Below are 11,810 nucleotides of genomic sequence, written 5' to 3'. Positions count from 1 at the left end.
GATGCGCGCCGAACCGCGCTGCGGCGAAGGAGATAAAGGTCCGGATCGGCTCCGAATTCAGCATGACGACCCCTTTCTCGCGGCCCGGCCGGATGGCCCTACTCGACACCTGTCGTCTCCGCGCCGACGGCTTTCAGGCCGTCGCGGACGAGCTGGCGAACGGCCTTGGCCGCATCACTGAGGATCTGGCCACGAGCGGTGATCATTGCGGCCTCATGGTCGATCCGCGGTTCGAACCGTCGCCAGACGACCCCGTCGCCGAGATCCGCCTTGCCATTGACAGGATCGATGATCGCAACGCCGCCGCCCTCGGCCACGATGTTCCGCCCGATGGCGAAGAAGTAGCTGGTGACGTCGCGCTTAACGGGCGCGCCCGTCTTTGACAGGTGCGTCTCAAGCTGTCGGTCCACCGCATGGTCGCCGGTGACGCCAATGATCGAGCGGTCTCGCAGGTGGGCCGGCGTGACGACCGGCTCCGCGGCCAGCGGATCCTTCGCCTGCATAACGCAGACGCATTCCAGTCGGAAAATCTCCGTGCTGAGGCCGGCGACCGGAACCGGGGTGTCGATCAGACCGATATCGATCTGCCCCGCCGCCACCCAGGCTGCGATCTGGCGCGACGAATGCACCCGCAACTCGACGCCGACGCCGGAATTGTCGCCACGGAAGCCGGCGATCAGCCGCGGAAGGAAATTGACGGCGAGCGCGCCGTTCGTCGCGATGCTCACGCCTCCGGTCGCGCCGGTGCGAATTTCCGCCGCGCGGCGCTCGATCCTCGCGATGGCGCGAAGCCCCTGAGCGACCTCGTCGTGAAGCTGCATCGCCTCGGCGGTCGGAGCGAAATAGCCGCGTTCGCGATGGAAGAGGCGAAAGCCCAGCTGCGTTTCGAGATTACCGAGCGCGATGCTGACGGCGGGCTGCGTGAGGTTGAGCCGCTCCGCCGCGCGCGAAACCGACCCGGCCTCAAGCAGCGCGGTGAAGACTTCGAGATGCCGAAGCTTGAGTTGCATCGCGCCTCACAGGCGTTTCCATAAGCGTTTCGAATACACGAATTACGCTGTTTAAATTGATCTAATGCGATTCCGCCCGTAGCGTCAATGAAGGCAAATGTGAGCCGCGCCCGCCGGCTGATCAGGAGCAGGCGTTTTCGGCAAGGATCGAACATGACTCCGCGGACAAACGCGCTGACGCCGGATTTCAGGGACACGTCATACTGGCTTGACGGCCTGCCGCCGCCGCCCGCGTTTCCGGATCAGATTCCGGACGAGGTGGACGTCGCCATCGTCGGGTCGGGCTATACCGGCCTGAACGCCGCGATCGAGACGGCGAAGGGCGGCGCCGCGACCCTCGTGCTGGATGCCGGGGAGCCCGGCTGGGGTTGCAGCACGCGCAATGGCGGGCAGATCAGCACAAGCGTGAAGCCCTCGCTCGCCAAGCTGAGCATGCGTTTCGGGGCCGAACGGGCCCGGGCGATCCGCCGGGAGGGCGAGACCGCGCTCGAATGGATCGAGACCTTCACAAAGGAGGAGGGGATCGAGTGCGATTTCAGTCGGTGCGGACGCTTCCACGCCGCGCACACTCCGGCGAAATACGAGGAGCTCGCCCGCGATGCGGAGACGATGCGGAAGGCGGAGGGTATCGAGAGCTTCGCCGTCAGCAGGGCGGATCAGCGGCGGGAGCTTGGAACGAACGTCTATCACGGCGGCGTCGTCTTCACGCGCCACGCCTCGCTCAACCCGGCGAAGTACCATCGCGGGCTGCTGGCGCGCGCGCTCGCGCTTGGCGTCCAGGTAGTCGGTCGCTGCACCGTGACCCGGATCGCGCGGGACTCGCGCGGCTTCGTCCTTGCGACGGCGAAGGGCCCGGTGCGCGCCCGCGAGGTGATCGTGGCGACGAACGGCTACACGACGAACCTGACTCCCTGGCTCCGCCGCAGGGTCATCCCCATCGGCAGCTACATCATCGCCACAGAGCCCCTTCCGAGGGATCTCGTCGCCGGACTTTTCCCGACGAACCGGATCGCGAGCGACAGCTGCAAGGTCGTCTACTACTACCGCGCCTCGCCGGACGGGACCCGGGTGCTTTTCGGCGGGCGCGTATCCGCAAGCGAGACGGACGTTTCCTTAAGCGGGCCGAAGCTCCATGCGGACATGGTCCGCATCTTCCCCGAGCTCTCCGGCTATCGCGCGACGCATTCCTGGATGGGCCTCGTCGCCTATACGTTCGACGAGCTGGCGCACACCGGAACCCACGAGGGGGTGCGCTATGCGATGGGCTATTGCGGCTCCGGCGTCTCGATGGCCAGCTATCTCGGCATGCGGCTCGGCCAGAAGACAATGGGGCTGGAGGCGGGCAGGACGGCCTTCGACGACCTGCCCAACCCGACCCGCCCGCTCTACACCGGAAACCCCTGGTTCCTGCCCGCGACCGTCGCCTGGTATCGCTGGCGGGACCGGATCGAATATCAGCGGGCGGCGGCCTAGGGCCGTCGACGCGGAACCGGGCGGCTGAAGCGCCGCGTCGCCCGGCCTACACAGAACGGCGCACGACAAGGAGGTCTGCCATGAGAATCCGACTTGGACTGGTCGCAGTCGCGGCTTTGCTGTCCGGCGCCGCCGCGGCGCAGGACAGGAGCGTGACCATCGCATCCTGGGGCGGCTCCTATCAGGAGGCGCAGAGCAAGGCGCTGTTCGTCCCCGCCGCCGCCGCCACCGGCATCGCCGTGAAGGAGGAGACCTATGGCGGCATGTCCGACGTGCGGCTTCAGGTCAGCTCTGGCGTCGTGACGCTCGATATCGTGGCCAGCGGCTCCGGCTCGGCGGCGCGCGCCGCAGCGGAGGGCCTGCTGGAGAAGCTCGATTACACGATCATCGACATCTCCGACTTCTACCCGGGGCTCGCCACCGATTACTGCGTTGGCGGCGACGTCTTCTCGACGGTCTACGCCTGGAACACGGCTACCTATGGCGACGCCGGGCCGCAGAGCTGGGCCGACTTCTTCGACGTGGAGAAATTCCCCGGGAAGCGCGCATACCGCAACAAGGTCGCCGGCGCGCTGGAGCCTGCGCTGATGGCGGACGGCGTGCCGATGGAGGAAGTCTACAAGGTGCTCGATTCGGAAGAGGGCATCGAGCGCGCAATCAACAAGATCCGCGAACTGAAGCCGCATATCGACGTCTTCTGGTCCTCAGGGGCGCAGCACGCTCAGCTGATAAAGGACGGCGAGGTCGACATGACGACGGGCTGGAACGGCCGGTTCGACAACGCCGCGAAGGACGGCGGCAAGGTGAAGTACAGCTTCAACCAGGCCCTGCTCGACTATGACTGCTTCGCCATTCCGAAGGGCGCTCCGAACAAGGACGCGGCGATGGCCTTCCTCGCGGAAATCTCGAAGCCCGAATACCAGGACGATCTGCCAAAATACATCACCTACGGCCCGACCAACAAGGCGGCCTACGACACGGGCGTGATCGACGCGGCGACGGCGGCGACGCTGCCCTCCTCGCCGGCCAACGCGGCGCTGCAGCTGCCGGTCTCCCTCGAATGGTACGCGAAGTGGGAGACCATCGCGGACGAGATGTATCAGGAGATGCTGACCGAATAACCCCGAGCCGGACAACGACGCTCCGCGGGCCCGCCGGGCCCGCGGACCCGCATCGGGGAGAAGGACATGCAGAATGAAGCGGTCGGAGCGCTCCCGATCACGGTCAGGAACGTTACGAAGCGATACGGGCGCGTTTTCGCGCTCGACGACGTCTCGCTGGACGTGCGGAGCGGCGAGTTCCTGACCCTGCTGGGCCCTTCCGGCTCCGGCAAGACGACGCTCCTGATGGTGCTCGCGGGCTTCACCCGGCCGGACCGCGGCAGCCTGAAGTTCGGCGAAACAGAGATGATCCGCAAGCCGCCGCACCTGCGCGACGTCGGCATGGTCTTCCAGAACTACGCGCTCTTCCCGCACATGACCGTCGCCGGCAATGTCGGCTACCCGCTCCGACTCCGGAACACGCCGAAGGCGGAGGCGGAGTCGCGTGTGGAGCGCGCGCTGGAGACGGTGCAGCTCGGCGGCTACGGAGCGCGGCGGATCGACCAGCTCTCGGGCGGTCAGAAGCAGCGTGTCGCGCTGGCGCGCTCCATCGTGTTCGAGCCGCGCATCCTGCTGATGGACGAGCCGCTCTCCGCCCTCGACAAGAAGCTGCGCGATCGCATGCAGATCGAACTCCGGCATCTGCATGAGAAGCTCGGGATGACGACCGTCTACGTGACGCATGACCAGCGCGAGGCGCTGACCATGTCGGATCGGATCGCGGTGGTGAACCACGGCCGGATCATGCAGCTCGCCACGCCCCAGGCGCTCTACGACCGGCCGGCGAACCGCTTCGTCGCCGATTTCATCGGGGATTCCGCCTTCCTCCCGGTTACGCGATCGGGGGATCAGGTGCTCCTCCACGGGGCGCCGCTGAAGATCGGGGGGTCGATCCCCGCCTCCGGCTCCCTCCTCCTGATGATCCGGCCTGAACGCGTGCGTCTCGCCGGCGAGGAGACCGGGGAGGATGTGAACCGGTTCGAGGCGACCGTATCCGAAGTCGTCTACCAGGGGGACAGCTACCTCCTCTACGCCCGCCTGTCCGACGGGTCGGAGATCGGCCTCCGCGGCCCGATCCGGGAGGGGACGGTCGCGGGCCTGCCCAAACCGGGCGCGCAGGCGACGCTGGCCCTCGCGCCCGAGGACGCGATCCTCATCGAAGACGGGGACGGGTGAGATGACCGCGTTCGCGGACAACGCAAGCGGCCTCCGCCTCGACGCCCGGCTGGAGCGGCTCCGGCTCTTCGGCCTCGGCTCCCCGGCGCTTCTTCTTGTTCTGGTGATCCTCGTAATCCCGGTCGGATGGCTCTTCTACCTGTCGTTCATCGGGGCCGACGGCGCGCTCTCATGGGAGAACTATGACCGGATGCTGGAGCGGAGTTCCTACTACCGGATCTTCGTCACGACCTTCCAGGTGAGCCTGCTGACGACCGGCCTCTGCATCCTGATCGGTTATCCTCTCGCCTATTTCCTCTCGCAGCTGCCGGCGCGCGCCGCCAATCTCTGCATGATCGCGGTCCTCCTGCCGTTCTGGACCTCGCTTCTCGTCCGCACCTACGCCTGGCTGGTCCTCCTGCAGAAGCAGGGGCTGGTGAATGACTGGGCGATCTCGCTCGGCCTCTGGGCGGAGCCGGTGAAGATGGTCCACAACATGACGGGGACGTTGATCGGCATGGTGCATATCATGCTCCCCTTCCTAATCCTGCCGGTTTACAGCGCGATGAAGGCCATCGACCGGGACTACATGAAGGCCGCCTCCAATCTCGGCGCCAACCCGACGCGCGCGTTCTGGACGATCTTCTTTCCGCTCTCGACGCCGGGCCTCTTCGCCGGCTCGCTCATGGTCTTCGTGCTCTGCCTCGGCTTCTTCGTGACGCCGGCCGTGCTAGGCGGCGGGCGGGTCATCATGGTGTCGATGAAGATCGTCTCCAACATCGAGCTCTTCGTGAACTGGGGCGCGGCCAGCGCCCTCGGCGTGGTGCTTCTGGTCCTGACGCTCGCCATCCTCTGGATCTCGTCGCGGTTCCTGAGGCTGGAGTCGATGGCGGGGGGTGGGCGATGATCGGCGGCTGGTTCGGCCGTCCGGCCTCGGAGACGCAGGTCACCCACGGCCAGCGGCTGTGGCTCTATGTCTTCTCCGTAATCGCGATGATCCTCCTCGTCGCGCCGACGCTGATCGTGATCCCGATGTCCTTCTCCGACTCCCAGTATCTGGAGTTCCCGCCGGAGACATGGTCGCTCCGCTGGTACCGGAACTATTTCGGCTCGTCGGAATGGATGCTCGCCACCGAAACCTCGCTCAAGGCCGCGGTGCTGACGATGCTGGTGGCGACCCCGATCGGGGTGCTTGCGGCCTATGGTCTCCACACGTCCGGTCTCCGGCTCGTCCGCGCCGCTTTCGTGCTCCTGATCGCGCCGATGATGGTTCCGGTCGTGCTCGTCGCCATCGGGGCCTTCTACGCCTATGCGAAGCTCGGCCTGATCTACACCCTCGCGGGCCTCGTGCTCGCGCATACGATCCTCGCGCTGCCGCTGGTGCTGATCGTCGTGGGGTCCGCGCTGAAGAGCTACGACATGAACCAGGAACTGGCGGCCCGGAGCCTCGGCGCGCCGCGCTGGCGGGCCTTCCTGACGATCACGCTGCCGCAGATCCGCTTCTCCGTCATCACCGCGGCGCTCCTCTCATTTCTCACGTCGTTCGACGAGGTGGTGGTCGCGATGTTCATCTCGGGGGGGGACAATCCGACCCTCACGCGCAGCATGTTCAACGCGCTCCGCGACCAGATCGACCCGACCATCGCCGCGATCTCGACACTGATGATCGTCGTCACGACGCTGGCGATGGTGCTGGCGCAGGTCTTCGGGCGGGGCTCCGCCGGGAAATGACCGCTTTCGACTATGTGATCGTCGGCGCGGGCTCCGCCGGCTCCGCCCTCGCCGCGCGGCTGACGGAGGACGGGCGGGCGACCGTTCTGCTGCTGGAGGCCGGGGGATCGGACCGAAGGATCTGGATCCGGGTCCCCATCGGCTACGGCAAGATCTACTATGACGCGCGGGTAAACTGGAAATACCTCACCGAGCCCGACCCGGGACTGGACGGGGCGCGCACCTACTGGCCGCGCGGCAAGGTTCTCGGCGGGTCGAGCTCGATCAACGCGATGGTCTATGTCCGTGGCCATCCTGCGGACTATGCGGAGTGGAACGAATCCGCGCCCGGCTGGGACTGGCAGGAAGTTGCGCCCGTCTTCCGGCGAATGGAGGACTGGGAGGGCGGCGCCGATGAATGGCGCGGCGCCGGCGGGCCGCTGCCGGTCCATGACGTCTCCGGCGAGGTCCACCCCCTCACCCGGACCTATCTGGAGGCGGCCGCGGAAGCCGGCATTCCGACGAACCCGGACTATAACGGGGCGCGGATGGACGGCGCCGCGCTCTACCAGATCACCACGAAGGGCGGGTTTCGCGCCTCCGCGGCGCGCGCCTATCTCTGGCCGGCGCGGGGGCGGCGCAATCTCGAAACCCGCCTCGGCGCGCATGCGACCCGCATCCTCTTCGAAGGGCGGCGGGCCGTCGGCGTCGAATACCGGCGGGCGGGTCGGCTGGAGCGCGCGCAGGCCCGGGCGGAGGTGATCCTCTGCGGCGGCGCCATCAACTCGCCGCAGCTCCTCCAGCTTTCCGGGATCGGCCCGGGATCGCTTCTCCGCCGTTACGGGATCGACATCGTCCGCGACGCGCCGGAGGTCGGCCGGAACCTGCAGGATCATCTGGGGGCCGATCATCTCTACCGCTCCCGCGCGCCGACGCTGAATCAGGAGCTGCGGCCCTGGGCCGGCAAGCTTCGCGCCGCGCTCCGCTATCTCCTGACCCGCACCGGGCCGCTCTCGCTCAGCCTCAACCAGGGCGGCGGCTTCGTCCGGGCGATGGAGGGGGGCGGGCCGCCGGATCTGCAACTCTATTTCTCGCCGGTCAGCTACACGCGCGCGCCACCCGGAACGCGCCCGCTGATGAACCCGGACCCGTTCCCCGGCTTCCTGCTCGGGTTCAACCCTTGCAAGCCGACAAGCCTCGGCTCGGTCGCGATCCGCTCCGCCGATCCGCTGGAGGCTCCGGAGCTGAGGGGCAATTACCTTGACACCGAGCATGACCGCGCGCTGATGCGCGCGGGCGTCCGCCTGATACGGCGCATCGCGGCGGCGCCGGCGCTCGCTTCCGTCATCGAGGAGGAAATCCAGCCGGGGCCGGACGCCCACTCCGATGAGGAGGTGGACGCCTTCATCCGCGCGAAGTCATGGTCCGTCTTCCATCAATGCGGAACCTGCCGAATGGGGCGGGACCCGGCGTCATCCGTCGTCGATCCGCGGCTCAGGGCGCACGGGATAGAGGGGCTGCGCGTCGCCGACGCCTCGGTATTCCCGACGATCCCCACTGGAAACATCAACGCGCCCGCCATCATGGTCGGCGAAAGGGCGGCGGACCTCATCCGCCTGGACAGGGAAGCAGGCGCATGAGACTCCGGAGCATAGAGACGTTCAGCACGCGCGACGTGGGCTTCGTCCGCGTGACGGCGGAGGATGGATCGCAAGGCTGGGGGCAGGTCTCCACCTACAATTCCGATATCACGGCGCAGGTGCTGCACCGGCAGGTCGCGCCGTGGACGCTGATGCAGGACACAACCGACCTCGACGATCTGCTCGACCGCGTGACCGAGCGGGAGCACAAGTTCCCCGGCTCCTATCTCCGCCGCGCAATGGCCGGGCTCGACACGGCGATCTGGGATCTCCGCGGCAAGCTTGCGGGCAAACCCGTCGCCGAACTTCTCGGGGGCTCGGCGGGGACGCTCCGCGCCTACGCCTCCTCCATGAAACGCGACATCACGCCGAAGGACGAGGCGGCGCGGCTGAAGCGGCTGCGGGACGAACAGGGCTTCGACGCCTTCAAGGTCCGCGCCGGAGCGGAGGTCGGCCGCGACAGGGACGAATGGCCGGGCCGGACGGAGGAGATCATCCCCACCATGCGGCGCGAGCTCGGCGACGACGTGGACCTCCTGATCGACGCCAACAGCTGCTATTCGCCGCGCCGCGCCATCGAGGTCGGCCGCATGCTTCAGGATCACGGCTTCCGGCATTTCGAGGAGCCCTGCCCCTATTGGGAGCTGGAGCAGACCAAGGAAGTCGCCGACGCCCTGGAGATCGACGTGACGGGCGGCGAACAGGATTGCGACCTCACGATCTGGCGGCGGATGATCGACATGCGCGCCGTCGACATCGTCCAGCCGGATATCCTCTATCTCGGGGGAATCTGCCGGACGCTGCGGGTGGTCGAGATGGCGCGGGCGGCGGGCCTGCCGGTGACGCCGCATTGCGCGAACTGGTCGATGGTGACGCTCTTCACCATGCATCTCCTGCGCGCCATTCCGAATGCCGGCGACTATCTCGAATTCTCCATCGAGGGGCCGGACTATTACCCGTGGCAATACGGCCTCTTCGTCGACTCGCCCTACCGGATCGAGGGCGGGCGGGTCCGGGTTGCGGACGCGCCCGGCTGGGGCGTCGAGATCAGCCCGGAATGGCTGGCGAAGTCGCGCTATGAGGCGAGCGGCGCCGTGTAGACCCGCGCGGGCGCGGCGACGGCGGACGACGACCCGGACCCCGACCTCGCTCTCAACGCCGCGTTCGACGCCTTGAGGCGGATCGAAGGCGGCCACATCGCCGCTTGCCCGCTTGGCGCGTCCGCGCCGTTCCAGGCCGATCTGCGAAAGCGCGAAGGCCGCTTCCTGAACTCTAGCCACGCGCCCGAAGAACGGCGAGGCCGACGGCGAGATCCTGCACGATGACGCCGTGCGACTTGTAGAGCGTGAGCTCGCCCGCCCCGCCGCGCCCCGGCGCCGCGCCGGAGAGGACGGCGCCGATCTCCGTTAGGGCAACGTCATCCAGGATCGCGCCGCTCGCGCGGGCGCCGATGATCTCGCCCGCCTCGCGCGAGGCGCTCTCCCTTGAGTCGGTGAAAAGCCGGGCGCGGGCGACGCCCTCGTCGTCGATCTCCCGCTGGTCCGCGAGGCTGGCGCCGACGAGGTTCACGTGCTGGCCGGGCTGCAGCAGGCGGCCGGGCAGGAAGGGCGCGCGCGCGGCGGTGAGCGCCGTCACGACATCCGCGCCGGCGAGCGCGCGTTCGAGCGTCTCCGCGAGGACGAGACGCTCCGGCCCCGCCGCCGCGATCAGCGCCGCCGCCCGCTCCGGCCGGCGCGCCCAGATCCGGATCTCCTCCGGCTCGAAACGCGCGCGGAAGGCGGCGAGATGCGCCGCCGCCTGCTCCCCCGCGCCGAGGATCGCGAAGTGGCGCGGTCCGGGCCGGGCGAGCGCGCGCGTGGCGAGGCAGGTCATCGCCGCGGTCCGCAGCGCGGTGAGCGCATCCGCCTCCAGCGCGGCGATCGTCTCCCCCGTCTCCCGGTCGAAGAGCAGGAGATGGCCGAGATGACTGGAGCGGCCCTTGGCCGGGTTTCCGGGAAAGAGCGAAAGGACCTTCACGCCGTGAACCCCGCCCCAGGCCCCGGGCATCAGCCCGAGCCGGTCGCCGCCGCCGAGATTGACGACGCAGCGCGCGGGCACGATGGCGCGCCCCTCCGAAAGGTCGATCATCGGCTCGCGCAGCGCCGCCTCCGCCGCCGCGAAGCCGAGCCGCCCGATCTCCTCCGCGCCGACGAGGATCACGGTCGGGCGCCTTCCGGGCCCGGCCGAAGCGCCTGCGCGGCGGCGTGGAGGAGGATCAGCGCAGCGGAGACGGGAATCGCCGCGCCGATCAGCGCCATGTTGACGCCGAGGCCGTTCGACGTGCGGGCGAGGCTCCGGGCGATGAAGCCGCGGTCCACGTCCCCTCCCGGCCCGGCGAGCGAATAGGCGATGACGGGAGCGAGGAAGACGAGGACGGCGGCGAAGACCGCCGCCCGCCGCGCCGCCGCCGCCCGGCGAGCGCCGCCCTCCCGCGGGCGCACGATCACAGGGTCCGCCCCACGGCGGAAGGCCGAGGCGGCGCCGAGGAGGCCGCCCCAGACCATCAGGTAGCGGGCCAGTTCCTCCGTCCACGCGGGCGGCGCGCGAAAGCCGTAGCGGAGCGCGATCTGGAGGAGGATCACGAGCGCGATCCCCGCCAGCGCCGCCTTGGCGAGCGGCAGGCAGACCCGGTCCGCCGCCGCGCTCGCCCGTTCGAGCGCCGCCGCGAGCCTCATTTCCGCGTCGCCTCGGCGAGCGCCTGGAAGGCGGCGATCTTTTCCTCCGGCATCAGGATGGGCCAGACCGCCTCGGACCGCGCGCGGAAATCGGCCAGCGCCTCGGGCGAAAGCTCCGTCACGGTCACGCCCCGCTCCTTGAGCATGGCGGGCTCCGCCTTCGCCGCCTCCAGCGTCCACGCGCGGTTGCCCTCCATCGCGGCGGCCACCGCCTCGTCAACCAGCGCGCGCGCCGCGTCGTCCAGCCCGTCATACCAGTCCGCCGACATCAGCGCGGAGCGGAATGGCGTGCCGGCGCCGAGATCGGTGTAATGGGTCAGGAAGTCGGTATGCTTGAAGATCACCGGCACGATGGGCGGGTTGAAATAGCCGTCCACCACGCCCTGGGAGACGGCGCCGGCGAATTCCGGCATGTCCACCACGGCCCCGGCGGCGCCCCATTGCTCGAAGAGCTTGATCTGGCTGTCGTCGATGGCGCGAAGCCGCAGTTCCGCGAGGTCCCCGGGCCCAGTCACCGGGCGCTTCGAGTTGAAGATGCCCATCGTGCCGCCGATGCCGGGCAGGCCGGCGATGCGGACGCCCTGGGCCGCCATGGACGCCTTCACGCCGTCCATCAGCGCGCTTTCCGCATCGAGCGTAGCGCGGAAGAAATGCGCCATGTCGTCGAACATGTAGGGCGCGAGGAAGCCGAGGACGGTCGGGTCCACCTCCTTGATCATCACGAAGTTGACGAGGCCGAACTGGAGGAGGCCCTGCGCCAGCTGGTCCACGATCTCCGGATCCTTGCCGAGCGCGCCGCCGGTATAGACCTTCGCCTCCAGCCCCCCGGCGTTGAGGCGGCCCGCGAGGTCCTCCGCCCAGAGCCAGTCGGAACAGGCGGGGACGGGCGGGCAGCCGACGGCGATGCGGATTTCCTCGGCCGCCGCGGGGGAATACGGTGCGGGTGCGAGGGCGGCGGCGGCGAAGAGGGCGCCGAGGGCGAATGTCTTCTGCATGTCGTCTCTCCTT

11 protein-coding genes and 1 pseudogene are annotated in these 11,810 nt (G+C 68.6%); 7 read left to right on the top strand and 5 right to left on the bottom strand.

All coding sequences use genetic code 11. The features are described from left to right. Positions 1-98 precede the first annotated feature (98 nt). Positions 99-821: a LysR substrate-binding domain-containing protein gene (locus ACE37J_RS09265; protein ID WP_409710555.1), complete on the bottom strand. Its 723-nt coding sequence runs from the start codon at positions 819-821 to the stop codon at positions 99-101. Positions 822-881: 60 nt separating this feature from the next. Next, a pseudogene (locus ACE37J_RS09260) lies at positions 882-1,010 on the bottom strand (LysR family transcriptional regulator); the annotation flags it as partial. A gap of 153 nt (positions 1,011-1,163) precedes the next feature. Between ACE37J_RS09260 and ACE37J_RS09255 the strand changes: the two are divergent. From ACE37J_RS09255 to ACE37J_RS09225, 7 genes are all read left to right on the top strand, one after another. After that, positions 1,164-2,483 (top strand): NAD(P)/FAD-dependent oxidoreductase, encoded by a 1,320-nt coding sequence (locus ACE37J_RS09255; RefSeq protein ID WP_409710477.1) that lies wholly within the window; start codon positions 1,164-1,166, stop codon positions 2,481-2,483. A gap of 80 nt (positions 2,484-2,563) precedes the next feature. Next, the gene (locus ACE37J_RS09250) at positions 2,564-3,604 is read left to right on the top strand and encodes a polyamine ABC transporter substrate-binding protein (RefSeq protein WP_409710474.1); all 1,041 of its coding nucleotides are present in this window, start codon (positions 2,564-2,566) and stop codon (positions 3,602-3,604) included. Positions 3,605-3,670: 66 nt separating this feature from the next. After that, positions 3,671-4,759, top strand: coding sequence for an ABC transporter ATP-binding protein (locus ACE37J_RS09245; protein ID WP_409710471.1), 1,089 nt, complete (start codon positions 3,671-3,673; stop codon positions 4,757-4,759). A gap of 1 nt (position 4,760) precedes the next feature. Continuing rightward, on the top strand, positions 4,761-5,645 hold the full coding sequence (locus ACE37J_RS09240) for an ABC transporter permease (RefSeq protein WP_409710468.1): 885 nt from the start codon (positions 4,761-4,763) through the stop codon (positions 5,643-5,645). Continuing rightward, on the top strand, positions 5,642-6,469 hold the full coding sequence (locus ACE37J_RS09235; RefSeq protein WP_409710465.1) for an ABC transporter permease: 828 nt from the start codon (positions 5,642-5,644) through the stop codon (positions 6,467-6,469). Before ACE37J_RS09240 ends, ACE37J_RS09235 begins: the two co-directional genes overlap by 4 nt. After that, on the top strand, positions 6,466-8,088 hold the full coding sequence (locus tag ACE37J_RS09230) for a GMC family oxidoreductase (RefSeq protein WP_409710462.1): 1,623 nt from the start codon (positions 6,466-6,468) through the stop codon (positions 8,086-8,088). The genes ACE37J_RS09235 and ACE37J_RS09230 overlap by 4 nt, the downstream gene beginning before the upstream one ends. After that, a complete protein-coding gene (locus tag ACE37J_RS09225) occupies positions 8,085-9,188 on the top strand; it encodes a mandelate racemase/muconate lactonizing enzyme family protein (RefSeq protein WP_409710459.1) in 1,104 nt (367 codons plus the stop codon). The genes ACE37J_RS09230 and ACE37J_RS09225 overlap by 4 nt, the downstream gene beginning before the upstream one ends. Before the next feature lie 172 nt (positions 9,189-9,360). Here the strand turns inward: ACE37J_RS09225 and ACE37J_RS09220 are convergent, their stop codons facing one another. From ACE37J_RS09220 to ACE37J_RS09210, 3 genes are read right to left on the bottom strand one after another with little or no spacing between them, the layout of a single operon-like run. After that, complete coding sequence (locus tag ACE37J_RS09220) at positions 9,361-10,287, bottom strand: ornithine cyclodeaminase family protein (protein ID WP_409710456.1); 927 nt, start codon at positions 10,285-10,287, stop codon at positions 9,361-9,363. Beyond that, the gene (locus ACE37J_RS09215; protein WP_409710453.1) at positions 10,284-10,802 is read right to left on the bottom strand and encodes a TRAP transporter small permease; all 519 of its coding nucleotides are present in this window, start codon (positions 10,800-10,802) and stop codon (positions 10,284-10,286) included. The genes ACE37J_RS09220 and ACE37J_RS09215 overlap by 4 nt, the downstream gene beginning before the upstream one ends. After that, positions 10,799-11,797 (bottom strand): TRAP transporter substrate-binding protein, encoded by a 999-nt coding sequence (locus tag ACE37J_RS09210; RefSeq protein ID WP_409710450.1) that lies wholly within the window; start codon positions 11,795-11,797, stop codon positions 10,799-10,801. The genes ACE37J_RS09215 and ACE37J_RS09210 overlap by 4 nt, the downstream gene beginning before the upstream one ends. Positions 11,798-11,810: the final 13 nt, after the last annotated feature.

Origin of the sequence: Pikeienuella sp., assembly GCF_046290545.1 — a bacterium.
In the GTDB taxonomy this organism is placed as follows: Bacteria; Pseudomonadota; Alphaproteobacteria; order Rhodobacterales; family Rhodobacteraceae; genus Pikeienuella.
Note: the sequence above shows the minus strand (reverse complement) of the source record. Positions and strands in the feature narration are given on the sequence as shown.